We start from the raw sequence: 23984 nt of genomic DNA, 5'->3' as shown, positions 1-23984 counted from the left end.
ACTGGCCTCAATAAACGTCGAGCCGATAACGGCGATCACGTTGCAGTGCCGAGAGATAAGCGCCCGCCTCGTCGCGATCGAGGCCGCCATGTTCGGCAACGATATCGGTCAACGCCGCGTGGACATCAGGCGCCATGTGGGCGCTATCGCCGCAGACGTAGAGGTATGCGCCTTCCTCGAGCCACGCGTAAACATCACGGCCCTGGCGGCGCAGACGATCCTGCACATAGGTTTTTGGCGCGGCGTCCCGCGAGAACGCCAGATCGAGACGACTTAGCACGCCATTCTTGATTAAGTCCTGCCACTCGACCTGATAGAGGAAGTCGCTGCGGAAATTGCGCTCGCCAAAAAACAGCCAAGAGCGTCCGGACGCGCCGCGGGCTTCACGCTCCTGCATGAAGGCTCGGTACGGCGCGACGCCGGTGCCGGCACCGATCATCAGGATCGGCACATCGTCGTCCGGCAGATGGAAGTGATCGTTGGACTGAATATAGACTGGCACCGTGGCATCCGCCTCGGTGCGCGCGGCGAGATAGCCGGATGCAACGCCAGTGCGCGGAACGTCGTGCAGCATGTATCGCACCGCGCTGACGGTAAGATGCGCCTCGTCCGGGGCGGCGGCAAGGCTCGAGGCGATCGAGTAGAGGCGCGGCTGCAACGGCCGAAGGCCTGCGATAAATTGTGCGGCATCGATGCCAGGCGCCGGAAACCGGTTAACGACATCGAAAATGTGATGGTTGTGCTGGAAGGCGGCGCGCGCCTCCTTTTGATCGGGCGCGCGCAATGCCTGCAGTTCATCGGAGCCCGTGATGTCGGCCCAATGATCGAGAAAGCGCGGCGTGAGCGCCGTGATCTCGAACGTTCCGCTCAGCGCCTCGCCGAGGCTTATCGTTTCTTGCTTCACCGTGACAGGGGCATCGGCAGACAGCGATAATTTCTCAAGTGTGGCCTCTACGAGCGCCGGATCGTTACGCGGCACGACACCCAGCGCATCGCCCGGCTGATAGGTCAAACCGGAGTCCGCAAGCGACAATTCGATATGGCGGGTCTCCTTGGACGATCCGCGCCCGGTCAGCACGATGTTGTCGATAACGGCGGCCTGAAACGGATGCTTCTTGTCGAATGCCGCGGACGACGGCGCATCGCTCCACGTCGTAGCCGCCGACGCAGAGACAGGCGCTTGCGCTGCCGGTGCGAGATTGGCGACGGCCGATGCAATCCAGGCGTCTGCAGCGTCCTCGTAATCGACATCGCAGTCGACGCGATCGGCCAGGCGCTGCGCACCCAGCTCCTCGAGCCGCCGGTCGACCCGTTTGCCTGCCTCGCAGTATTTTTCGTAGGTCGAATCGCCCAGCGCCAGCACCGCATAGCGCAGCTGCGGCAACTTCGGCGCCTTGCGGCTTTCCAGAAATTCGAAGAAACCGACGGCGGTCTGCGGCGCATCGCCCTCGCCGTGAGTACTGGTGATGACGAGCAGATCCTGTTCGTCCTTGAGACCGCGCGTCTTGTAATCCGCCATATCGGCGAGACGCGCCTGGATTCCTTTGGCCGTGGCCTTGTCGACGAGCGCTTTGGCGAGCGCCTTGCAGTTTCCAGTCTCGCTTGCGAACAGGACCGTCAGGAGCCGCGTCGCGAAGGTGGCGGTGGGGCCGCTCTGCGAAGGAGGTGCAAGCTCCGCGACTTCCGCTGCCGCATCGCCAGTTCGCGCCCGATGGCTGAGGCCTGCAAAATAGCCGCTGATCCAGATCGCCTGCTCATGACTGAGAGACGTCGCGAGCTGGCTGACCTGCATCCACTGATCCGTCGTGAGTGCTGAACCTGGAAATTCCAATTTTGTCATCGCAAGCAAACCTCGGGAGCGAACTGCCGGCCGCCACAATTGAGGCTTCACAGGTCGGATCGAGACGCTGCGCGAAACGGATACATTTTCGCGTCAGTTTCGACAATTCGGACCCTTGAATAGGGTTAGTTTGACAGAGAAAACAATGCGTTATTGAAAAAAAGAATAATACCCTTCTGTGAGCGGCAGCAGCGAAACGATTATTTCATCCCCTCCGCCTTTTTTAGCATTGCATGGGGAGCATTTATGGGATTCGCACCGACATCATATGGATCACACCGGTCCTAGCCGGTCCTACACATGCAAGGCGTTTCGGGCGATAACTCGGGCGAGTACTCCGGAAGCGTGCGCTACTAGCGTCAGCGTGAGCGATCTTCGCCGGAATGAAAACCGATGCAGGACCGGGTCGATCCCGCTCGCGTTAGCATCATCGACCAACAAACATACGGGAACGATGGTCGCGTAACCGGCCTACGGCGATGTCCAACCCTCCCTGCGATGCAGGAAGGATTGACACGTATCTCAGTGCAGCTTGCGCCTGGGCATCGGACGCGCGAACTGCTCGATATTGGCGGCCAGCGGCGCCTCGCCATTGAAGGTAAGTACGCCGTCTTTGACCGAAATCGCGACATGGTCACCGTCGTGTATGGTACCCGCCAGGATCATTTCAGCCAGCGGATCTTGCACGCTGCGCTGGATCACGCGCTTGAGCGGCCGCGCGCCGTAGGCAGGATCCCAGCCTTTCTCGGCCAGTCGGTCGCGTGCCGCGGCGTCGAGATCGAGCACGATCTTGCGATCTTCCAGCAGCTTTTGCAGCCTTGAGAACTGAATTTCGACGATCCGGCCCATCTCGCTCTTCTGCAATCGATGGAACAGAATGATCTCGTCGACGCGATTGAGGAATTCAGGACGGAAATGCGCGCGCACCATCTCCATCACCTGCTCGCGCACCGCACCGGTATCTTCGCCATCCGGCTGATTGACCAGGAATTCCGAGCCGAGGTTCGATGTCATGATGATCAGCGTGTTGCGGAAATCCACCGTGCGGCCCTGTCCGTCGGTCAGGCGACCGTCGTCGAGCACCTGCAGCAGCACGTTGAATACATCCGGGTGCGCCTTCTCGATTTCGTCGAACAGCACGACCTGATATGGACGCCGCCGCACCGCTTCAGTGAGCGCGCCGCCCTCGTCATAACCCACATAGCCGGGAGGCGCACCGATCAACCGCGCCACCGAGTGCTTCTCCATGTATTCGGACATGTCGATGCGAACCATCGCGGTCTCGTTGTCGAACAGGTAGGCGGCAAGCGCCTTGGTCAGTTCGGTCTTGCCGACGCCGGTGGGCCCCAAGAACATGAACGAGCCCATCGGCCGGTGGGGATCCTGCAGGCCCGCGCGAGCACGACGAACCGCAGTTGCGACCGCGCGCACGGCCTCGGACTGCCCGACGACCCGGGCCGCAAGACTTTCTTCCATGCGCAGCAGCTTTTCCTTCTCGCCCTCGAGCATCTTGTCGACGGGAACGCCGGTCCAGCGCGACACCACCTGAGCGATACTGTCCGGCGTCACCGTCTCGTTCATCATCGTACTGTCTTCGCCCGCCTCGATGGTCGTGAGACGTTTTTCGAGCTCCGGAATCCGCCCATAGGCCAGTTCGCCGGCTTTCTGGTATTCGCCGCGTCGTTGCGCGTTGGCAAGTTCAATTCGCGCCTGATCGAGTTCGCTCTTGAGCTTCGCGGCGTCAGACAGCTTGTTCTTCTCGGTGTTCCAACGCGAAGTCAGATCCACCGATTGCTTTTCCAGACCAACCAGCTCTTTCTCGAGATTCGCGAGGCGCGTCCTGGAGCCGAGATCGTTCTCCTTCTTCAACGCTTCCTGCTCGATTTTCCGCCGCACGATCTCGCGGTCGAGCGAATCGAGTTCTTCCGGCTTCGAGTCGACCTGCATCTTCAGCCGCGCTGCCGCTTCGTCGACGAGGTCGATCGCCTTGTCGGGGAGGAAGCGGTCGGTGATATAGCGGTTGGACAGCGTGGCGGCAGCAACGAGCGCGCTGTCGGCGATACGGACGCCGTGATGCTGCTCATACTTGTCCTTGAGTCCGCGCAGAATCGAGACGGTGTCCTCGACCGTCGGCTCGGACACGAAGATCGGCTGAAAACGCCGCGCCAGCGCCGCATCCTTTTCAACATGCTTGCGGTACTCGTCCAGCGTGGTCGCGCCGACGCAATGCAATTCGCCGCGCGCCAGCGCGGGTTTCAACAGGTTCGACGCATCCATGGCGCCATCGGCCTTGCCGGCGCCGATCAGCGTGTGCATTTCGTCGATGAACAAAACGATACCGCCGTCCGCCGACGTGACTTCCTGCAACACCGCCTTGAGCCGTTCCTCGAACTCGCCGCGGTATTTCGCGCCCGCGATCAGCGATCCGAGGTCGAGCGCGAGCAGCTTCTTGTCCTTGAGGCTTTCCGGCACGTCGCCGTTGACGATACGCAGCGCCAGACCTTCCGCAATCGCGGTCTTGCCGACGCCCGGCTCGCCGATCAGCACCGGATTGTTCTTGGTGCGGCGTGACAACACCTGGATGGTGCGGCGGATTTCCTCGTCACGGCCGATCACTGGATCGAGCTTGCCATCACGCGCCGCCTGGGTCAGGTCGCGGGCGTATTTCTTCAGCGCGTCATAGGCGTTTTCCGCCGTGGCGCTATCCGCAGTCCGCCCCTTGCGCAGCGCATTGATCACTGCGTTAAGGTTCTGCGGCGTGACGCCGCCGTCCTTCAGCAATTTGAACGCGTCGCTGTCCTTGTCGAGCGACAGCGCCTGCAACAGCCGTTCCACCGTGACAAAGCTATCGCCGGCCTTTTCGGCCGCCTGTTCCGCGGCATCGAGCGCGCGCGCCGTGGCCGGCGCCAGATAGATCTGGCCCGCTCCGGCGCCCGACACCTTCGGCATTCTGTTGAGCTCGGCTTCGGTGGCTTTCAGGATCGCGCGCGAATTTCCGCCGGCGCGATCGATCAGGCTTCCCGCCAAGCCTTCGCTGTCGTCGAGCAGCACCTTCAAAAGGTGCAGCGGCGTAAACTGCTGGTGGCCTTCGCGCATCGCCAACGACTGCGCCGACTGAATGAACCCGCGCACCCGCTCGGTATATTTTTCAACGTTCATGGAAATCTCCCTCGGCCTGCCGCCTTCGCCCCGAAGGCACGAAAGCAGCATCCTCATTGGGGTTCCGCCGCCGCATTGACGTTCCTCAATCGGCAGCGGTCGACGCCGGATCGTTCCGGCGGTGACAAATGTAGGAATACGCTCCCAGGAAATGAAGGGGCATGGTTCGGAGATTCGAAGCCGATGGCAAGGCTCGCAGGAATCTCTTAAAGAACACCATGTCTGAAATTTCCAATGCAGCCGTTACCGCCCTTTACCGCTATCCCGTCAAAGGTTTGTCCGCCGAACCTTTGCAACACGCGATGCTTACCCCCGGCGAGACCGTTTCTGGCGACCGCAGCTATGCGATCGAGAACGGTCCGACCGGATTCGACCCTGCCGTGCCTCGATATTTCCCAAAATCCAGGTTTCTGATGCTGATGCGCGACGAGCGGCTCGCTACGCTCCACAGCCGTTATGACGACACCAGCCGAGTTTTGACAATCCGGACTGACGGCGAGGAGGCAGTACGCGCCGATCTCGGAACAGCCGAGGGCCGCGCCGCGGTTGAACGGTTCTTCGCCGCCAACTTCTCGCAGGAACTGAGGGGACCGCCCCAGGTTCTCGTCGGCAACGGACACAGCTTTTCGGACGTCGCAAGGAAAGTGGTTTCGATCATCAATCTCGAGAGTGTCGCCGCGATCGAAAAAATGGTGGAGCAGCCGGTTCACCCGCTACGCTTCCGCGCCAACCTGTACGTCCGAGGCTGGCCGGCCTGGAGCGAACTCGACTTGCTGGAGCGCACACTCGCGATCGGCGACATCCAGCTCAAGGTGGTCAAGCGCATCGTCCGATGCACCGCCACCGACGTCGACCCAGAGACTGCGGCACGCGATCTCGACATTCCGCGCACGCTGATGCGAACGTTGGGGCATTGCGATTGTGGGGTTTATGCGGAAGTCGTCACCGGCGGCACGATCAGGATCGACGATAAAGTCGAAACGCTTCCGGAATAGAGCGTTTTCGGGCGATACCTGGCGCATCAAGAAAACGCGTCAAAACAAGAATCTGAATCCTCGTTCCGTATCGGAACGGAAATAGCTCCAGCTTCGGTAAAGCCGGGCTGCGGTTCGTCTCCCGTCTGGATCGCAAAGGAAGGCGGCACGGACATCGTCCGTGCCGCAGGAGCGGGAGCTCATCGAATTAACCCGCCCGTCCACTTACCGGCTCTCGTCTCCTTTGTAAGGAACGGCAACCGGCATCGTCGTCTTAGTTTGTCGGCACCACATAGGCGTAGACGCGGCTGCGCGGATAGACCGACTCCGCAACACGACGGCCGTGATTGCCCGATACGACAATGGGGTTGCCGCGCCGGTCAACACCGGTGACGACACCGACGTGACCGCCGCCGCCGCGTCGAGTCATGACGGCAATGGCGCCAACCCGCGGACCGGACACGCGCTGCCCGTAATGCGCGAATGAACGCGCCATGTCGGAGCCCGTTCCCTGGTGTCCAGCGCGCTTCAGAACCATGTTCATGAACCGCGCGCACCAGAGCCGGCTACGACCGGTGGGGTTACCTCCGATGTAGCGCCGGGCTTCCGCAACAACATTCGAGACCAGGCCTCCGCCTGAAAATCCCGCCCCCGGAGTGAGGGCCGCGTTGGCGTCCCTCCTCTCACGCACGTGAGATCGCCGCGTGTAGCGGTATCTGTGATGACGATACTGCCGGTGAACGTGATGATGGTGATGAACGTGCGCGTAGTGTCCCGCACGATGATAAGATCTAGCCGAGGCCGGTATCGCAAAAGCGACCACGGCCAAGAAACACACCGCCAGTGCCAAAATACGCGGCAACCAGCGCAACGCAACTAACTGGAACATACTTGCTCCCCTGTGACACCTCCCACTTCCCCACACGCGTCACGGTGAACTCCGCTCTTATGTCGTGCCGAGAAAACGCGGGCCTTAAAATCACGGGGGGCAGGCTTTTTGAAGTCATACCTGCACTGCGCGTAGCGCATATCTGCGATGCAATACGCCTTTTGATAGAGCGCCGTGTTTTTCCAAATTGATGATTTAAAAAGGTATTTTGAGATAAGGCGTAAGTTACCAAGCCCATTTATAAGACGCCGGAGTACTGGTCACGTTGCGCCGCAAACCGGTTCCTCGAGCCCTGGAGCGCGTGGAACTCGATCTTTTCAGGAGCTAAATCAGGATGGAAATCGTTCGCGCGATCAATCCATAATCATGAACGCGAGTGGACGAAAAGTACCTTTACTTGTCCTTTGTCTACTCGTCCTTTGTCGAAGCCTGAGCGATCTTCTCCGCCCGGCTAAGCAGAAACACTCCCTGCTCCCCGAACATATTCCAAAACCACCAAGGCGCGTTGAACCGCAGCGGCCGGCCGTAAAGATTGAGCGCGACCGCACGCTCGATCTTGACGTTGATCTCGTCGCAGAGCTGGACGAAATCCTTGATGGTACAGAAATGGATATTCGGGGTGTCGTACCATGTCGCCGGCAGGTTGTCCGTGCGCGGCATGTGGCCGCCGATCAGAAGCTGAACACGCATCTTCCAGTAGCCGAAATTCGGAAACGAAACGACGGCATGCCGGCCGATCCGTAGCAGATTTTCCAGCACTGTTTTCGGTTGCCGTGTGGCCTGCAAGGTCTGCGACAGGATGACGTAGTCGAAGGCATCGTCGGGATAGTCGATAAGGTCGGTATCGGCGTCGCCCTGCACCACCGCGAGCCCCTTCGCCACGCAACGATTGACGCCCTCCCGCGACAGCTCAATGCCGCGGCCATCGATGCCCCGCGTCTCGAGCAGTTGCAAAAGATCGCCGTCGCCACAACCGACGTCCAGAACCTTTGAACCTCGCTTGATCATCTCCGCCAACAGGAGATGATCGCTGCGATAACGGTCGTCCGCCCGCGGAGCGACCTCATCCAACGGCAGGGCTGGCTGCTCCACACTCATCTCATTGCCCTGCATCGGCCACGCCGCGGGTCTTTCCCGCAGATTCCAGGAACGCACGCGCGATATCGAAGAACTCGGGAACGTCGAGCAGGAAGGCATCATGGCCGCGATCGGTCTCGATCTCTGCGAACGAGACCCGCGCACCGCCGGCATTGAGGGCATGCACGGTCGCCCGCGATTCGGAGGTCGGAAACAACCAGTCGCTGGTGAACGAGATCACGCAGAACCGGGTGTGGGTATCGCGAAACGCGGCGGCCAACACGCCGTCATGATCGGCCGCCACATCGAAATAGTCCATCGCTCGCGTGAGATAGAGATAGCTGTTGGCATCAAAGCGCTCGACGAATGACGATCCCTGGTGGCGCAAATAACTTTCGACCTGGAAATCCGCGTCGAACGAAAATGTCGGCAGCTCGCGATCTTGCATCCGCCGTCCGAACTTGCGATGCAGCGCCGCGTCCGACAGATAAGTAATGTGTGCGGCCATCCGCGCTACGCCCAGGCCCCGGTGGGGATGGGTGCCCTGCTCGACATAGCGGCCATCGCGCCAGTCGGGATCGGCCATTACCGCTTGCCGTCCCAGTTCGTGAAACGCGATATTCTGCGCGGAGTGGCGCGTGCTGCAGGCGATGGGCAGCGCTGAGAACACGCGCTTCGGATAGGCCGCACACCACTGCAGCACCTGCATGCCGCCCATGGAGCCACCGACCACCGAAAACAGCGTGTCGATTTCGAGGCGGTCGATCAGCATGGCCTGCGCGCGCACCATGTCAGGGATGGTGATGACCGGGAAGTCCAGGCCCCACACCTTGCCGGTCGCGGGATTGATCGAGGCGGGACCCGTCGAGCCCATACAGCCCCCGATCACGTTGGAGCAGATAATGAAATACTTCTCGGTGTCGAGCGGTTTGCCGGGTCCCACCAGGGTCACCCACCAGCCTGGTTTTCCGGTGAGCGGATGAAGGTTAGCCACATGCTGGTCCCCGGTGAGGGCATGGCAAATCAGGATGGCATTGGATTTTGCAGTATTGAGTTCACCATAGGTCTGATAGGCAATCTGGAACGGCGCGAGATCGATGCCGCAATCGAGCGGAAGCGGTTGATCGCTTCCGAAGATCGCGACCTGCGACGTGGGACGATCTGCTTCCTGGGCTCGATACTCGGCTTGAGCCGGACCCGGTATCGATTGCACGTTTACCATCCTGCACTGCCCCCGCCGGGGCTTCGGGAAACCACCGGACCGCAGGCCATAAAAAACCCGGCCCGAACTTGGGTTCGGCCGGGATCAGGATTTCGCTGTCCCCGGCCTGTTTAGCGAGTTGTTTAACGTGGCTGCAAGCCGGCCGGCTCAAATGACCACGGAACGGACGAAAAATAGTCCGCTGCATGCTTTTCGTCAAGACAAGCAGACCGGCTGCTACCAACCGACGATCACGACCGAGGCCAGAGCGTTTTCGAGAGCGAAGTGGATACCGGTTCACGTGAAGAAAACGCGTCATATCCAACCCATGAAGCCAAGCTTCTGTCTCTATAAGAAACGTGGCTCTATGGTCGCTTCCAACATTCGCAAGAAGGCTCGCTGAAACGGGATGCGAATGTTAGAAGCGGACCGCGGCCGACGCTCCTTCCTGCGGCCGACAGGTTGCATCCATGACGAAAATCTCCCCCGCGCCTCCATCTCTGCAAGAATTGCGCAAAGAGATCGACGCCATCGACGAGCAGGTTCACAACCTGCTGATGCAGCGCGGCGACATCATTGACCGCCTGATATCGGTGAAGCAGACCCAGGAGGTCGGCTCGGCATTCCGGCCGGCGCGCGAGGCTGACATGATGCGGCGTCTGGCGCAGCGCCATCGCGGCATCCTGCCGCTCGACACCGTCGAAAGCATCTGGCGCGTCATCATCGCAACCTTCACCTACGTTCAGGCGCCCTTCTCGCTGCACGCCGATCTGTCGCTCGGCGAATCCGCGATGCGGGATTCCGCGCGCTTCCATTTCGGATTCACCATACCCTTCATGCCGCACTTCAATGCGCAAGCCGCTGTGGAAGCCGTGGCGAATGCGAAAGGCGACCTCGCGCTCGTCTCGGCGACATCGAGCCGCGCGCCATGGTGGCTTGCACTGGAAGCCGACGGCGCGCCGAGGATCATCGCACGCCTGCCCTTCATCGAGCGCGCCGATCATCCGGCCGCACTGCCGGTGTTCGTGATCTCACGAGTCGCCGACGATGCGCGAGTCACGGAGGTAGAGACCTGGAGCGTGCGCGTCTCCGGCTGGAATGCCAATACCGCCCGCACACTGTCGCCGCTCGCCGAGATCGTTGCAGTGCCCGACGGCGCCTTCGACGGCGCCGCGCTGCTGGTGTCCATCACGGGCGGCACCAGCCTCGACACCATCAAATCGGCGCTAATCGAAGCCGGCGCGTCGGTCCGTTCAATGGCCCTCGTCGGCAGTCACGCAACGCGCTATACGATGCCTTCCAGCAGGGCGGCTCGTCCGTAACGTCCCGCTACAGCGTTTTCGAGCGAAGTGGATACCGCTTCGCGTGAAGAAAACGCGTCAAATCAAAATCTTAGAGCCCCGCTTCTGATTCCATCAGAAGCGAAAGGCTCTAGTCCGGAGCAAATGATGTCTCGACCGGTGCCGAATCCCGGCATTCTCGATATTGCGCCCTACACGCCCGGCAAGAGTCCGGTACCGGAGGCGGGCCGCAAAGTGTTCAAGCTGTCGGCCAATGAAACGCCGTTCGGCCCTTCGCCGAAGGCGATGGACGCTTATCGCGATGCCGTGGCTCACCTCGAAGGCTATCCGGAAGGCACCTCGCGCGTGTTGCGCGCAGCCATCGGGCGCGCCTACGGGCTCGACCCGGACCGCATTATCTGCGGCGCGGGATCCGACGAGATCCTCAACCTGCTGGCGCATACCTTTCTCGGCCACGGCGACGAAGCGATTTCGACCACGCACGGCTTTCTGGTGTACCCGATTGCGACCTTAGCAAACGGCGCGACAAACGTCGTCGCACCGGAGACCGACTACACCGCAGACATCGACGCGATCCTCAAGCGGGTCACGCCGAAGACCAAGATGGTCTGGCTCGCTAATCCAAACAATCCGACCGGCACCTACCTGCCGTTCGACGAGATCAGGCGGTTGCGCGCGGGCTTGCCATCCCACGTATTGCTGGTGCTCGACGGCGCCTATTCGGATTATGTGTCGCGCAACGACTACGAATTCGGCATCGAACTGGTGGCGACGACGGAAAATACCGTGCTAACCCATACCTTCTCCAAGATCCACGGCTTGGCCTCGCTGCGGATCGGCTGGATGTTCGGCCCGGCGCATATCGTCGATGCCGTGAACCGGATCCGCGGCCCCTTCAACGTCTCGACGCCGGCAATGCTTGCGGCCGTAGCCGCGATCGAGGACACCGCGCACGTTCAGATGTCGAAGGTTCACACGGAAGAGTGGCGCAACTGGCTAACGGACGAAGTGACAAAGCTCGGCCTCAAGGTCACGCCCAGCGTGACGAACTTCATCCTGATCCACTTCCCGGACACCAAGGGCAAGACGGCGTCTGAGGCCGACGCGTTTCTGACCAAACGCGGCCTCGTGCTTCGTGCGCTCGACAATTACGGCCTGCCGAATGCCTTGCGCATGACCATCGGCACCGAGGAAGCCAACCGGCTGGTGGCGGATGGCTTGCGCGACTTCATGGCGCAGGCATGACCGCACCGCCCTTATTCCGGCGGATCGCGCTGATCGGATTCGGCCTGATTGGCGGTTCGATCGCGCGCGCCGCGCGCGCGCAAGGCCTCGCTGGCGAAATCGTCGTCACCGCACGCTCCGCGAAGACCCGTGCGCGGGTAACGGAGCTCGGCATCGTCGATCGCGTGGTGGACACCAACGCCGAGGCCGCAAGCGACGCCGACCTCGTGATCCTCTGTATTCCAGTCGGGGCGTGCGGTGCGGTGGCGCAAGAGATCGCATCTCACCTCCGGCCGGACGCCATTGTCTCCGACGTGGGATCGGTGAAAGGCGCCGTCGTCCGCGAGATGGCCCCATATCTGCCCACCAGCGTGCATTTCGTGCCAGCACATCCGGTGGCCGGCACTGAGCACTCGGGTCCGGATTCCGGCTTCGCCGAACTGTTTATCAATCGCTGGTGCATACTGACGCCGCCGGACAAAACGGATATCGCCGCCGTCGACAAGTTGCGCGCGTTCTGGACCGCGATCGGCGCCAGAGTCGAGATCATGACCCCTCAACATCATGATTTGGTGCTGGCGATCACCAGCCATCTGCCGCACCTGATCGCTTACACCATTGTTGGCACCGCGGACGAACTCGGCGAGGTCACATCCTCCGAAGTGATGAAATTTTCCGCCGGCGGCTTTCGCGACTTCACACGCATCGCCGCCTCCGATCCCACGATGTGGCGCGACGTATTTCTGGCCAACAAGGATGCGGTGCTGGAAATGCTAGGCACCTTCAACGAAGATCTCTCCAAGCTGACGCGCGCCATGCGCCGCGGCGATGGCGAAGCGCTTTTTGAGCACTTCACCCGCACCCGCGCGATCCGCCGCGGCATCGTCGAGATCGGCCAGGATTCCGCGGCTCCCGATTTCGGGCGGCTGCAAACCGGCGCACAGAAAAAACCTGAGTAAGCTGTCCTGAGCGGCGCATTCAGAACAGCGGCGGCGTCTGAGCGACCTTCAACTGCCCGATGAAGACTGCGCCGTTAACGAACCGCAACGGGAAAGAGCGCGCCTTTTTTCCTTCCAGCGTTGCCTCCTGACCGATCGCGGCGAGGCCCGCCACAACACCAACATTGGCGTTCTCGCGCACGGCCTTACCCAACCCCGGAATCGCCCGGTCCAGCGCACCGAATAGATTGTCGATATCCTTTGTCTTCACGCCAGGCGCGACCTTATCGAGAGTATCCTGCGGCACGCCCTGCTCCAGCATTTTCTCGATTCCGAGCGCCGGAATCACCTTCTCGAAACCGGTTGCTGTCATGTGCAACTCGCCGTCGAGGTGTCCGTCGGCGGTAAGCCCTAGCGAACCCGCGGCTATCGCGATCAGATCGCCCTGCTGGATACGCGACTGCTTGATCTCGATACGGCCGTCCGCCGCCTGCAATTCGCGAAACCGCACCGGCCAGGGTTTCGGCGTGAAATCCTTCAGCCCATGTACGACCGCCCGGATATCAGCATCGAATGGCGCAGTCAGCACCGGATGAGCGTCCTGAATGGTCGCCCCGGTCAATTCAAGGACGGTCTCGATCGCCGGATGATCTGGTCTGGAGTTCTCCGCGATGCGGCCGTGAAGCTCAACTTGCTTGGCGCGCGCAACCGGGGTCTGCACCGAGGCTGCGACACGGTCGATCACTGGATCTTGGAAAACGATATCCGCGCTCTGCGGAGTACCTGGCAATCCGACAATGCTGCTGCGCGCGATGCTCCAGTTGACGACCATCACCGGCTGTCCATGTTGGGATAGCGTTGCCGGGGCCTTGAACTCTGCGATCAGCAGTTTCGGAGTATAGATCTGCGCGACCACCAGGATATCCCCGAGGCGCGCGGTCAGTGGCGCTATCGCCGCCTGATCGGCCGTCTGCGACTTTAGCTCGACGGTCGCATCCTTGCAGTGAACCTCAAGACGGAAGGGGAATCCGGCGACAGTTCGCTTGGCGCAATCATAGTTGCGCCCGGACGCGGCCTCGCGCGCGCGCCAGGCATCGACCGTCTGATCGACCTGGGAGGCGGCATAAAACCAGAACGCGCTCCAAGCCGCGGCGGCGATGACCACCAGCACGGGCATGACGAAGACGGGCCAAAGACGGTGCTTGCGAGAGGCGTTGGCAGCGTTCATGCGGGAGGCTGGCTCGTGAATTTGTCAGGTGGCGGGGGTCTCCGACCATAGTCGCGCAACTTCGGCAAAACCAGCCCCTTTCGTTCCGCTTCGCCTGGTGGTGCCGCTCTGTTAAAGCATCTGTCGGCTAGGTAAATCCCGGCTAGCCCTAAGAAAATGCTCTCAATTATAATAGCTTGTGCGTATTCGGTATCCACTTTGCTGGATACGCTCTGGCTGGAGCGTGGATGAGTGTGCAGGAACTAGTTGACCCGGCTATTGGTAGGTCCGACAGCGATCTCTGGGTATTTGCCTATGGTTCGCTGATGTGGCGACCGGGATTCGATTTTGCCGAGCAGATTCCGGCGCGGCTGATCGGCGAGCACCGGGCGCTCTGCGTCTATTCGTTCGACCATCGCGGGACGCCGGAGAGACCGGGGCTGGTTCTCGGGCTCGACCGGGGGGGAGCTTGCCGGGGCATCGCATTCCGCGTTGCAGCCAACCGGCGCGAGACCACAATTGCGTATTTGCGGGAGCGCGAGCAGACCACCCACGTCTACCGCGAGGTGACGCGCTCCGTCTGGCTCGAGGACGACGCGCGCCGGCGGGTCAGCGCGCTCGCTTACGTGGTCGATCGCGGACATGTCCAGTATGCTGGACGGCTGACGCTGGCGGAACAGGTCCATTATGTCCGCCAGGGGCATGGCCGATCCGGACACAATCGGGACTATGTATTGTCGACCGTGAAGTCGATCGAGTCACAGGGCTTTCGCGACCCTAAACTTCATCAGCTGGCAGAACTGCTGCACAATGACGCGCCGTTGCCAAGGTAGCTGCGATTCAAACAGTTTTGCATGAGATCTGCGGTTTGTCTCTTTGGCGTGTCGAGATCATGCTCTAATCCTCCGCTGCCCGACCCAACAACCGCCCCTGCTCACGCAGTCCCAACTCGACCAGGGAAGCGGTCGACCCTTCGATCGACGCCATCAACCGCGACATGAATTCATCGCGCCGCAGTCCCGGTGGCAGCGGTTCGAGGAATTCAACCGTAATCGTTCCCGGATAACGCAGGAACGTCCGGCGGGGCCAGCACAGACCGGAGTTGAGAGCCACCGGAACACACGGCACATCCCCTTCGGCATAGATCATGGCGACGCCGCTCTTGTAAGCGGGCGGGGCTCCGATCGAACGTCGCGTGCCTTCCGGGAAAATAACGAGCTGACGCCCGAGACGCATCTCCTCCCGCGTCGTCCGGATCAACATCTTGAGCGAGCGTATGCCGGCTTTGCGGTCGATGCCGATCATGCCCGTCTTCATCAGATACCAGCCAAAGAACGGAATCCATGTCAGCTCGCGCTTGAGAATGACGACAGGCTGATCGATGAGACTAAAGAGGGCGAAGGTCTCCCACATCGACTGATGTTTCGAGGCGAAGATCAGGGGGCCCTTTGGAATCCTCCCGGTACCGAGGATTTTGACGCGCGTGCCGCAGATGACGCGCATCAGCCAGATATTCCAGCGTCCCCAAGCCTTCGCCATCCTGACCAACACCGCGCGCGGCATCACGAATGTCGGCAGCGCGGCAATGATCCAGACTGCCATCGTCAAATAGAACAGAACGTTAAAGACCAGCGAGCGCAGAAAGATCGAAATCATCAAGCATCCAATTCCGTGGTGTTAATTGGCGCGTAGTCTAATTGCAAAAGCCCGAAGCCGGACGGCGTGGTCGAACGCCCCGGTCGGCTAATCGCCGTTTTCGGGGGGAAGTTCGAGGCCAAGATGGGCCAGACGAACCCGCGCCTCCGCAGCGATGTATTTGACATACTCCGATAACAAGAGCCGCAGGGTAGCGGCGCTGGTCCACCATGGCTCTTCGCGCCACTTGTCGCCGATGACCGCGAACGGAATCAAGGTGACGTTCGGCATCGCATGCGACAATTCGACGATGGCGCGAGGCATATGATAATTCGACGTCACCACAATTAGCGAACGGAAGCCCTGCTCGTCGACCCAGCGCCGCGTCTCGCTTGCGTTGCTCCGGGTGTTAACCGCGGAGCGATCGAGATCGACGCAGCATGTCAGCAGTCGCTGGTTGTCCGGCAACGAGCGCGAAATATCGCTGACCCCGTTGGTCGGATGAACACCCGAAATCAGCAGCCGCTTGCCGTAGCCGCCGGCCAGCAACTCGACGGCATCGGAAATCCGCGACGAGCCGCCGGTGAGCACGACAATGCCGTCCGCGTTACCGGCGGGCTTTGTCTCCACCCCTCGCAGTTGCGACAGAAATCCGACGAAGCCCACCCCTGCCCCGACAAAGGCAATCCCAACGGCGGCAACCGCGGCCGCGAGCAACGTGCGACGCCGCCGCGCCGGCACCCGACCCGAGGCTTCCGGTTTGTCATGGCGGGTTTGTTCACTCATCCGTTCGATGTCCTGGTCCCCTCGACTTTAGTGCGTTTTGGGGCGAAGTGGAATTCGGCCGCGCCGGAATGTCGCGCTGGCCCTGAGCGACTGCTCAATCGATCTCATCAAGCGTCGCGAACAACGTGCGGCGGGAAGCCCAGGCGGTGACCGCCGCAATCAGGACCGTCTGACCAGCCAGCACGAGATAGCCGGACGGGCGCAGCGAGAACGTGCCCAGCAGCGCCGCAAACTGATCTCCCACCGGCGTTCCGGAAAACCAATTGGCGATCGATTCGGAGAACCCGAACATCAGCATCGCGGCGACACAACCGATCACGCCGCCCCTCAGCCCGAGCCGCAGGAAATGACGCAGAAAGTGATTGGCGATGTAACGGTCGCTGGCCCCGACGAAATGCAGCACCTCGACGATCGGACGATTGGCCGCCATGGCCCCCCGGGTCGCGAACGATACCGAGATAATGGTCGCAATAATGACCAGCGCGAGAACACCGATTCCGGCGAACACGGTCGCGTTGGTCATCGATCGCATCCGGTCGATCCAGGCGCGATGGTCGTCCACGCTGGTCGATGGCGCCAGTTGCGTCACGCGGCTACGAAGCCCTTCCAGATCGAGCCTGGTCCCCGGCGCGGCGCGCGCCACAATCATGCGCGGTATCGGCAGATCGTCGAGCGACAGACCGCTGCCGAGCCAAGGCTCCAGCAGCTTGCCCGACTCCTCCTTGGTGTACGGCCGGACATCGAGGATTCCCGGATGCTCCCGAGCCGCGGCGGCGACCGCGGTTACATCGCGCTCGAGGTCGCGGCCCGCGACGGGACGCACCTGGATGGTGATTTCGCTCGCGACCTCCGACTGCCATTCCGCAGCCGAAGCGTTGATCAGCAGCACCGCCCCGGTCGTGATCGACGCCAGAAACGTCATGATGGCAACAACGGCCACTAGAGCACGGCCTGCGATCGATGCACGCGGTACGATCGGCGACATATTGCGTGCGCGGACTGGCACCTGCGGGCGTTCGCGCCCGAGATCCATCAGCACATCGTGTCCGTCCCCTGCCTTACTCATAGATGTGCAGCCGTCCCTGATGCAGCACCAGCCGCCGCGCGTCGTACTGATCCATCAGAGCGATATCGTGGGTGGCAATGATGACCGCCGTGCCGGACTTGTTCAACTCGATGAACAGCCGCAGCAAACGTTGCCCAAGTGTCGGATCGACGTTGCCGGTCGGCTCGTCCGCCAGCAGAAGCTGCGGTCGCGCTATCACCGCGCGAGCGATCGCCGCGCGCTGCTTCTCCCCTCCGGACAGGACCGGCGGCAGCGCATCCATGCGTTCGCCAAGACCTACCCACTTCAGAAGATCGATGACTTCGCGGCGGTAGGTCGACTCATCGCGGCCCATAACCCGGAATGGCAATGCGACGTTTTCGTAAGTTGTCATGTGGTCGAGCAGGCGAAAGTCCTGCCACACGATCCCGATACGCTTGCGCAAGTCGGCGATCGCATCCTTGCTCAGCAGCGAGACGTCCTGACCGAACAGGTTGACAAGACCCCTCGTCGGCCGCAGCGACAGAAAAAGCAGCCGCAGCAGGGAGGATTTACCCGCGCCCGACGGGCCGGTGAGGAACTGAAAGGAACGGGCGGGAAGATTAAAGCTGAGGTCGCGCAAAATCTCCGGGCCGAGCCCGTAACGCAAGCCGACATTTTCGAACCGGATCAAGCCTTGTGTCCCGATTTCCAAGTTCGCAATATTCCAGCGTTTCCTTTCGCGAACCTGGGATTCGAAAGGACACTAATGTGCCGGTTTCCGAAGTTCGCCCTCCATGCAACAACCCAATGATCCTGGTGTGGTTGGACCGAAAGGTCCCTTGATCACCTCGCTGAATGAAGAAAATGGATCATCACCACACGAACGTTAGGCCGAGGGAGGCTGACGCCGGCGCGGCCCCAACCACATCTGTGACCTCTGGCACAAAGCTCACCCTCGTCCCCTTGTGCGTCGGTTATGGTTTCCGATTCGTTAACGGTCAGCGCGTAGACTTCCAGCAGTCACTTCTGGCGATTCGTCCATGCACATCGTATGCCCACACTGCACGACATCCTATGCGGTCGATCTCGCAAGTTTCGGCGGAACGGGCCGCACCGTCCGCTGTTCGCGCTGCAAGAAAACATGGCGGGCGGCGCCTGACAATATCGCCAACGTTCGCATCCCCACGATGGCGGGAGCGGACGAGATGGCGGGATGGACCGATCCTCCGAAGACCGGCGACATGCCGTCCGTCGACAGTCCGTCGATCGCCAGCGATTTGCCGAAATCCCCCGAACTCGGGGGACCGCCACAGGATCTCGCCGGTGTCTGGACTTCGCCGGCCCGACAGGACAATACACCCCACGACAATACGGCGCGTGATGACAAGCGTCCGCTCTCCATTGCTTCACGGTTCCGCGGCCGGCTCAAGCCCTTGTTGGCGCTTCGCCCACCAGCGATCACTCTGAACACCTTCTGCGTCGCGATGGCGGCGATGGTGCTGGCTCTTGTCATCTGGCGCGTCGAGATCGTGCGCTTGCTGCCGCAAACCGCAACGTTCTATCGGCTGGCCGGACTGGAGATAAATCTGCGCGGGTTGGCCTTCAAGGACGTCAAGACGTCGACCGAAACCGTCGACGGCAAACCGGTGCTGGTGATCGAAGGCATGATCGTCGCGCAAAGCCGCAAGTCGGTCGAATTGCCGCGCCTGCGCTTCAGTGTCCGTGACGCGCATGAAACCGAGATCTACGCGTGGAACGCAGTGCTCGAGCAGGCAGCGCTCAAGCCCGGCGAAAACGTCTGGTTCCGGACACGGCTGGCGGCCCCGCCACCTGAAGGCCGCAGGATCGGTGTTCGTTTCTTCAACCGGCAGGACCTTGCAGCCGGAAACGGAGCCTGAGTCATGGCGCGGGTTCTAATCGCTGACGACGAGGACTCGATGCGGTATCTGGTCGCCCGCGCCATCGCCATGGACGGCCACGAGACAGTGACCGCGGCCGACGGCGCCGAAGCGCTGGATATTCTCACAGATGACGCGCGCGCTTTCGACCTTCTGCTCACTGACATCAAGATGCCGATCATGGACGGCATCGCGCTGGCCCTTGCCGTCGCACGCGATTTCCCTGACCTGACCATCCTGCTGATGACAGGTTTCGCCGATCAGCGCGAGCGCGCCTCGGGTCTCAACGCTATTGTGCACGACGTCGTTACGAAGCCGTTCTCGGTGGCCGATATCCGCTCTGCCGTCGACGGCGCGTTGAGGACACGGATTGACGGAACGGTCAGTAATCCTTGAGCAATCGTTCGATGTAATCGAGTTCGATTTTCGGCCGTGACGGATCGGCGATGCGGCGGCGCAACTCTTCAAGAATGCGGCGCACTCGCTGCACGTCGATTTCGCCAGGAATTTTGACTGTCGTATCGTTGCCAAATTCGCGGCCATGCAGCGGGCGCCCCAACGGGTCAGTCTGACCGCCATTCTGCCGGCCCACTCGACTATCCGGCCCATCTTCACCCTGCTGCAAGGCTTCAGCAAGGCTCCGAGCGCCCTTGCGCAGCGCATCGAGGGCCCGGCCTTGTGCGTCGACGGCGCCATCGGCATGACCTTCGCCAAGCCGGCCGTCGGCCTGGCCCATTGCGGAATCGGCCTGGCCGAGATCGTCACCTGGCCCGGTCGGCTGCCCTTGCATGCCGCGCTGGCTCGGCCCCATTCCGCGTTTGGCAAGTTCCTGCTGCAATGTCTGAAGCCTGTCACGCAGGGCCTGCTGATCCCGCTGCAGGCCACTCATGGCATTCTGGTCGTTGGGCTCTTGGCTGTGATCGCGACGCGAATCCAAACCCTGCCTGTAGGTCTTGTCGCGCAACTGCTGCTGCTTTCGGATCATGTCACCGAGTTCATTCAGCGACTGTTGCAGATCTCCTCCCTCACCCTGGCCCGGCTGCGCCATTTGCAGATTCTCGAGCATCTGCTGCAACTGATCGAGCAATTGCCTGGCGGCGTCCTTGTCACCCGAGCGGGACAGACGCTCCATGCGCTCGATCATGTTGTCGAGGTCCTGTGGGCGCATGACCTTGCTGTTGGGATCGAGCGGACGCGCCAGTTGCTCCGGATTGTCGCGCATCTGTTCGGCCAACTGGCGCAGGTAATTATCCAGCGCCGCGCGCAGATTCTCGGTGAGCTTCTTGATCTCCTCATCGCTCGCGCCGCGCTCCAATGCTTCCTTCAGTGCATCCTGCGCGGCACGCAGCGCTTTCTCGACGTCTGTGATATTGCCGTCCTCGATGCTTACGGCGAGCCCCCAGAGGCTGGCGACGACCTCACGTAACTGGGCATCGATGCGCGCTTCCTCGAGCTGTTTCGTTACGTTGTAAAGACCGAGATACTCCCCCACCTTGGGAGTGAACACCTCGGGCGCAATCAGGAGAGCATCGAGTGCTGTATGGACCTGACTGTTCTGATTAGCGTCCAGCGCCAGGATGCGACGCTGCTCGATCAGCGCGCGCGCAAGCGGTTTAGTGAACACGCGTTCCGGCAAGCGCAGGTCGAGCGGTTCGCTGCGCCCCTCGTTTCCGGCATCGTCGCGCGCGGTCAGCGTCAAGGTCAATTCGGCGCCGGCGTAAGGACTTTCGCTCAGATCCTTGACCGTCTGCCCGATTCCGCTGCGGGGTCTGGCATTCGGCAATACCAGCGCGAATTGCGGCGGATCGAACAATGGGCGCGCGACCGCCCCGTCCTTTGCAGCGGGTCCAGGCCGGGTCGAAAATTCCGCATGGGCTTCGGTCACGCCGTAATCGTCCTCCAGGCGATAGGACATCAGCAACGATCCGCGCGCCTGGCGCTCCGGCCGCTTGGCCAGCGATATGGCCGGGACACGATCGGCAATTGCGCTAAATGTCCATTGCGGTAGCCCCGCCGGCGCGCGCACACGAGCCCTACCATCCGCGGCAATGGTGAAATGCCGCTCGTTCGTACCTTCCGGGGGCTTGTCGGCAGGAGCCTTCTCAGTCACGCCGCCGCCGAGCGCCACGTCGAAGCTGCCTCCGCTCGAACGCACGGTCAACGTGCTGCCCGCAGGCACCGGAAGCGGCCCGCCATCGAAGGACGCTGGATCCGCGTTGGTCTTGGACAGGATGATCGGGGGCTTGCCGGTATAAGGCGGCGGAGCCACCCACGCATCGACCCTGACATTGGTCGATGTCAGCATTCCATTCCAGTCGAACGCAGCAGCCACGCGCTCGGTCCGTTCGCCGTCCGCCGCGATATAGGTCGCGACCATCAGCACCATCACCAGCGATCGCAGCGCCCAGCGGTCGTGCAGCGGTAGCCTCGGCGACGGCAACCCGGCGCGAAGACGCTTGATCGCCGTCAACGTGCGCGCGCGCTGTGCCTGCCACAAAGCATGCGCGACCGGATCCCGGGTCGCCAGCGTGTCGGCGAGCGCGGTGACGGGACGATGGCGAAGACCAGCACTGCGGTCGAGCCGACCCAATCCTTCCTCGCGGCTGGGCCAGCGGAACCTGATGGCAGGCGCCATCGCCGCAATGGCGAGCAGAACAAATGCAGCAAGGGCAACGGCGCGTCCCATCACTGGTAGAACAAGCCAAACGCCAGCCCAGGAAACCGCCAGAAAAAGCCCGCCGACGCAAAGCAGCCGCGCAAGATGCGGCCATGCCCTCTCCCATGCGATCACCCACCTTGCGCGCTGCAGAGCTCGCGTCAGTTCAAGTCCCGCCAACTCACGCTGGTCGCCGTCCTGACTGGATGGATCGAAGGGAACACCGCTCAACTGTGTCTCCGGGCTACTGGAGCCATTCCGGCCTTGGAGCCTTTCCGCTTCTGACAGAATGAGAAGCGTGATGATTTTAATCTGTGTTTCTTCAGACGGCGCGGCGCCTGATCCGGGTCAAACCCGCGCATCGCCACTCGAAACGAGATAAACAGCACCTTACCACGGCGGCGGCAATGAGGCATCGGAAACGACTTAACCGCTCGGACCCAGCCTGACGGCGTGATACGCCGGTCGGTCCAGTCAGGCCGGACCGGTCCAGGCCTTCCGCAACAAAACGCTCAGGAGCGGCAGTTGCGGGATACAGGTCAATCGAACAAGCTTGGCGTGTGATTGATGATCGCGCCCTCGATGGCAAGCATTTTCAGCTTGGTCGCAACGCCGCCGTTCGCCGAGAAGCCTCCCGGCTTGTCGCCGGCTGCAAGTACACGATGGCACGGCACCACGATCGGACACGGATTACGGCCGAGCGCCTGACCGACGTCGCGCGACAGTTCAACGCCGCCGAGACGTTTGGCGATGTCGCCATACGTCATCGTCCTGCCCGGAGGAATGGTGCGTGCGATGTCATAAACGCGGCGATCAAATTCGCCTACGCCGTCGAGATCGAGCACCACATTGGATAAATCGGTCGGCTTACCTTCAAGCAACGCATACATGCCATCAATCGCAGCCTGTACAGCGTCCGGCGGAACTGCCTCTGCAACGCTCCCGAAGCGCTGGAGAATGCGCATGCGGGTTTTGTCCTTATCCGGCAGCGGCAGTTGCACCGCTTCGACACCACGCACCGTCCAAACGATACCGCAAACTCCAATCGCGGTATCGAACAGCGCGAATTTACGATCATTTAGCTGTTCACTCACGGAATGTTCCGTCGCAAACTGGCGTATTCGTGAGTTAAGGGATTACGCACAAAAACTCGCGAATGATGATTAGCTCCCATAGTGCCAGCCGAGCTTCAGGAGACGACGGCGCGCTCCATCGCCACTTCCTCCTTGAGGTGCTCAATGTCCCGATAGATCGAGGATGCCGCCAGCACGCGCCCCTGATGCTTGTAGCGCAGCAGGCAATCCCGATCGGCGACGTTTCCGTCGACCTCGATCTGATCCCACGTTAACGCATGTCCGAGATAATTGATTGGCACATCATAATGCTGGCTCCAGAAAAACGGCACAACGTCATACTTTTCGTTGTGTCCCAGCATGTTGCGCGCGGCAACCTGGCCCTGACGCTGTGCCACTACCCAGTGCTCGACGCGAATGTTCTCTCCGAAACGCTGATCAGGCCAGCGCGCGATGTCGCCGGCTGCGTAGATGCCGGGCGCGCTCGTTTCCAGGAACTCGTTGACGAGCACGCCGCGGTCGATCTTCAGTCCCGCCTTCTCCGCAAGCTCCAGGCGCGGCTTCACGCCAACACCGAAGATCACGAAATCGGCCTCCAGTGCGTCACCACTCCTAAGCGTCACTTTCTCCTCGCCGATCGCGGTGACCGTATTCTCCAGATGGAAGATGACGCCGTGTTCTTCATGCAGCGAACGGACGAAATCGCCCATCTCCGCACCGAGAATGCGCTCCATCGGACGCGATTCAGGCGCGACGACATGAACCTCGATTCCGCGGGCACGCAACGAGGCCGCTACCTCAAGACCGATGAAACTCGCCCCAATGACAACTACCCGGCTCGCCGATTTCGCCGCATCGATGATGGCACGGCAATCTTTGAGTGACCGCAACGTATGGACGTGCGGCAGGTTTGCCCCCGCAATCGGTAGCCTGACCGGCTCGGCGCCGGTTGCCAGCAACAGCCGATCGTAACTAATGACGTCGCCGTCGATCGAAAGCTGGCGCGCTGCCGGATCGATGGCGGTAACGGTCGTGCCCAGCCGCAGATCGATGTCGGCCTGCTGATAAAAATCATCGGGGCGCAGCGGCAGCCAATCCT

The 23984-nt window shown here is 61.4% G+C and carries 20 protein-coding genes and 1 riboswitch (1 of these 21 only partly in view); of the genes, 7 read left to right on the top strand and 13 right to left on the bottom strand.

The annotated features are described in order from the left end of the window. Window positions 1-7: 7 nt before the first annotated feature. Both ACM561_RS03445 and clpB read right to left on the bottom strand, forming a co-directional pair. Entirely contained in the window at window positions 8-1840 is a 1833-nt protein-coding gene (locus tag ACM561_RS03445) for an assimilatory sulfite reductase (NADPH) flavoprotein subunit (protein ID WP_425908052.1), read from the bottom strand. 522 nt (window positions 1841-2362) lie between these two features. Further along, the gene (gene clpB / locus ACM561_RS03440; protein ID WP_425908050.1) at window positions 2363-4999 is read right to left on the bottom strand and encodes an ATP-dependent chaperone ClpB; all 2637 of its coding nucleotides are present in this window, start codon (window positions 4997-4999) and stop codon (window positions 2363-2365) included. A 218-nt stretch (window positions 5000-5217) separates the two neighbouring features. Between clpB and ACM561_RS03435 the strand changes: the two genes are divergently transcribed. After that, on the top strand, window positions 5218-5994 hold the full coding sequence (locus tag ACM561_RS03435) for an MOSC domain-containing protein (RefSeq protein ID WP_425908049.1): 777 nt from the start codon (window positions 5218-5220) through the stop codon (window positions 5992-5994). Window positions 5995-6247: 253 nt separating this feature from the next. Here the strand turns inward: ACM561_RS03435 and ACM561_RS03430 are convergent, their stop codons facing one another. The 3 genes from ACM561_RS03430 to metX form a co-directional block, all read right to left on the bottom strand. Continuing rightward, the gene (locus ACM561_RS03430) at window positions 6248-6862 is read right to left on the bottom strand and encodes a TIGR02594 family protein (RefSeq protein ID WP_425908047.1); all 615 of its coding nucleotides are present in this window, start codon (window positions 6860-6862) and stop codon (window positions 6248-6250) included. Window positions 6863-7270: 408 nt separating this feature from the next. After that, on the bottom strand, window positions 7271-7960 hold the full coding sequence (gene metW, locus ACM561_RS03425) for a methionine biosynthesis protein MetW (RefSeq protein WP_425909627.1): 690 nt from the start codon (window positions 7958-7960) through the stop codon (window positions 7271-7273). A 1-nt stretch (window position 7961) separates the two neighbouring features. Further along, window positions 7962-9161, bottom strand: coding sequence for a homoserine O-acetyltransferase MetX (metX, locus tag ACM561_RS03420; protein ID WP_425908046.1), 1200 nt, complete (start codon window positions 9159-9161; stop codon window positions 7962-7964). An 89-nt stretch (window positions 9162-9250) separates the two neighbouring features. Then, window positions 9251-9330: riboswitch (SAM riboswitch) on the bottom strand. A 280-nt stretch (window positions 9331-9610) separates the two neighbouring features. On the opposite strand from metX, the gene ACM561_RS03415 reads away from it, so the two are divergent. The 3 genes from ACM561_RS03415 (at window position 9611) to ACM561_RS03405 (ending at window position 12624) form a co-directional block, all read left to right on the top strand. Continuing rightward, window positions 9611-10462, top strand: a complete 852-nt coding sequence (locus ACM561_RS03415) for a chorismate mutase (RefSeq protein ID WP_425908044.1) — start codon at window positions 9611-9613, stop codon at window positions 10460-10462. Between the two features lie 126 nt (window positions 10463-10588). Beyond that, entirely contained in the window at window positions 10589-11686 is a 1098-nt protein-coding gene (locus tag ACM561_RS03410; RefSeq protein ID WP_425908042.1) for a pyridoxal phosphate-dependent aminotransferase, read from the top strand. Then, window positions 11683-12624: a prephenate/arogenate dehydrogenase family protein gene (locus tag ACM561_RS03405; protein WP_425908040.1), complete on the top strand. Its 942-nt coding sequence runs from the start codon at window positions 11683-11685 to the stop codon at window positions 12622-12624. The genes ACM561_RS03410 and ACM561_RS03405 overlap by 4 nt, the downstream gene beginning before the upstream one ends. 19 nt (window positions 12625-12643) lie before the next feature. Here ACM561_RS03405 and ACM561_RS03400 read toward each other — a convergent pair whose 3' ends face one another. Next, window positions 12644-13831 carry a DUF2125 domain-containing protein gene (locus ACM561_RS03400; RefSeq protein WP_425908039.1) on the bottom strand — a complete coding sequence of 396 codons (1188 nt, stop codon included), beginning with the start codon at window positions 13829-13831 and terminating at the stop codon, window positions 12644-12646. A 227-nt stretch (window positions 13832-14058) separates the two neighbouring features. Between ACM561_RS03400 and ACM561_RS03395 the strand changes: the two genes are divergently transcribed. After that, window positions 14059-14643, top strand: coding sequence for a gamma-glutamylcyclotransferase (locus tag ACM561_RS03395; RefSeq protein WP_425908037.1), 585 nt, complete (start codon window positions 14059-14061; stop codon window positions 14641-14643). 64 nt (window positions 14644-14707) lie between these two features. On the opposite strand, the gene ACM561_RS03390 is transcribed toward ACM561_RS03395, so the two are convergent. From ACM561_RS03390 to ftsE, 4 genes are all read right to left on the bottom strand, one after another. Beyond that, window positions 14708-15466, bottom strand: a complete 759-nt coding sequence (locus tag ACM561_RS03390) for a lysophospholipid acyltransferase family protein (RefSeq protein ID WP_425908036.1) — start codon at window positions 15464-15466, stop codon at window positions 14708-14710. Window positions 15467-15553: 87 nt separating this feature from the next. Next, the gene (locus ACM561_RS03385) at window positions 15554-16231 is read right to left on the bottom strand and encodes a YdcF family protein (protein ID WP_079445727.1); all 678 of its coding nucleotides are present in this window, start codon (window positions 16229-16231) and stop codon (window positions 15554-15556) included. Between the two features lie 94 nt (window positions 16232-16325). Continuing rightward, window positions 16326-17297, bottom strand: coding sequence for a cell division protein FtsX (locus ACM561_RS03380; RefSeq protein ID WP_079445726.1), 972 nt, complete (start codon window positions 17295-17297; stop codon window positions 16326-16328). Next, on the bottom strand, window positions 17290-17949 hold the full coding sequence (gene ftsE / locus ACM561_RS03375; RefSeq protein ID WP_079445725.1) for a cell division ATP-binding protein FtsE: 660 nt from the start codon (window positions 17947-17949) through the stop codon (window positions 17290-17292). The genes ACM561_RS03380 and ftsE overlap by 8 nt, the downstream gene beginning before the upstream one ends. A gap of 349 nt (window positions 17950-18298) precedes the next feature. Here ftsE and ACM561_RS03370 point away from each other — a divergent pair, with 349 nt between their 5' ends. Together ACM561_RS03370 and ACM561_RS03365 are read left to right on the top strand one after the other, a co-directional pair. Continuing rightward, window positions 18299-19156 carry an MJ0042-type zinc finger domain-containing protein gene (locus tag ACM561_RS03370; RefSeq protein WP_425908034.1) on the top strand — a complete coding sequence of 286 codons (858 nt, stop codon included), beginning with the start codon at window positions 18299-18301 and terminating at the stop codon, window positions 19154-19156. A 3-nt stretch (window positions 19157-19159) separates the two neighbouring features. Then, window positions 19160-19552 (top strand): response regulator, encoded by a 393-nt coding sequence (locus ACM561_RS03365; RefSeq protein ID WP_425908033.1) that lies wholly within the window; start codon window positions 19160-19162, stop codon window positions 19550-19552. Here the strand turns inward: ACM561_RS03365 and ACM561_RS03360 are convergent. From ACM561_RS03360 to ACM561_RS03350, 3 genes are all read right to left on the bottom strand, one after another. Continuing rightward, entirely contained in the window at window positions 19539-22043 is a 2505-nt protein-coding gene (locus ACM561_RS03360; protein ID WP_425908031.1) for a TIGR02302 family protein, read from the bottom strand. The genes ACM561_RS03365 and ACM561_RS03360 overlap by 14 nt on opposite strands. 308 nt (window positions 22044-22351) lie before the next feature. Next, a complete protein-coding gene (locus ACM561_RS03355; protein WP_425908030.1) occupies window positions 22352-22906 on the bottom strand; it encodes a methylated-DNA--[protein]-cysteine S-methyltransferase in 555 nt (184 codons plus the stop codon). 95 nt (window positions 22907-23001) lie between these two features. Beyond that, window positions 23002-23984, bottom strand: the 3' portion of a protein-coding gene (locus ACM561_RS03350; protein ID WP_425908029.1) for an FAD-dependent oxidoreductase. It continues 538 nt past the right edge of the window; 983 of the gene's 1521 nt are visible here — the last part of the coding sequence; the start codon falls outside the window, past its right edge — the gene reads right to left on this strand; its stop codon occupies window positions 23002-23004.

This window comes from Nitrobacter sp. TKz-YC02, assembly GCF_049852135.1.
Classification (GTDB): domain Bacteria; phylum Pseudomonadota; class Alphaproteobacteria; order Rhizobiales; family Xanthobacteraceae; genus Nitrobacter; species Nitrobacter vulgaris.
The sequence above is the reverse complement of the archived record's forward strand: the minus strand, read 5'-3'. Positions and strand labels throughout refer to the sequence as shown.

Excerpts from the sequence above, each read along its gene's own strand:
- ACM561_RS03405 (WP_425908040.1), top strand. The coding sequence starts at position 11,683 with ATGACCGCACCGCCCTTATTCCGGCGGATCGCGCTGATCGGATTCGGC.
- metW (WP_425909627.1), bottom strand. The coding sequence starts at position 7,960 with ATGAGTGTGGAGCAGCCAGCCCTGCCGTTGGATGAGGTCGCTCCGCGG.
- ACM561_RS03365 (WP_425908033.1), top strand. The coding sequence starts at position 19,160 with ATGGCGCGGGTTCTAATCGCTGACGACGAGGACTCGATGCGGTATCTG.
- ACM561_RS03380 (WP_079445726.1), bottom strand. The coding sequence starts at position 17,297 with ATGAGTAAGGCAGGGGACGGACACGATGTGCTGATGGATCTCGGGCGC.
- ACM561_RS03390 (WP_425908036.1), bottom strand. The coding sequence starts at position 15,466 with ATGATTTCGATCTTTCTGCGCTCGCTGGTCTTTAACGTTCTGTTCTAT.
- ACM561_RS03415 (WP_425908044.1), top strand. The coding sequence starts at position 9,611 with ATGACGAAAATCTCCCCCGCGCCTCCATCTCTGCAAGAATTGCGCAAA.
- ACM561_RS03430 (WP_425908047.1), bottom strand. The coding sequence starts at position 6,862 with ATGTTCCAGTTAGTTGCGTTGCGCTGGTTGCCGCGTATTTTGGCACTG.
- ACM561_RS03385 (WP_079445727.1), bottom strand. The coding sequence starts at position 16,231 with ATGAGTGAACAAACCCGCCATGACAAACCGGAAGCCTCGGGTCGGGTG.
- ACM561_RS03435 (WP_425908049.1), top strand. The coding sequence starts at position 5,218 with ATGTCTGAAATTTCCAATGCAGCCGTTACCGCCCTTTACCGCTATCCC.
- ACM561_RS03445 (WP_425908052.1), bottom strand. The coding sequence starts at position 1,840 with ATGACAAAATTGGAATTTCCAGGTTCAGCACTCACGACGGATCAGTGG.
- metX (WP_425908046.1), bottom strand. The coding sequence starts at position 9,161 with ATGGTAAACGTGCAATCGATACCGGGTCCGGCTCAAGCCGAGTATCGA.
- ACM561_RS03400 (WP_425908039.1), bottom strand. The coding sequence starts at position 13,831 with ATGAACGCTGCCAACGCCTCTCGCAAGCACCGTCTTTGGCCCGTCTTC.
- ACM561_RS03395 (WP_425908037.1), top strand. The coding sequence starts at position 14,059 with ATGAGTGTGCAGGAACTAGTTGACCCGGCTATTGGTAGGTCCGACAGC.
- clpB (WP_425908050.1), bottom strand. The coding sequence starts at position 4,999 with ATGAACGTTGAAAAATATACCGAGCGGGTGCGCGGGTTCATTCAGTCG.
- ACM561_RS03370 (WP_425908034.1), top strand. The coding sequence starts at position 18,299 with ATGCACATCGTATGCCCACACTGCACGACATCCTATGCGGTCGATCTC.
- ACM561_RS03410 (WP_425908042.1), top strand. The coding sequence starts at position 10,589 with ATGTCTCGACCGGTGCCGAATCCCGGCATTCTCGATATTGCGCCCTAC.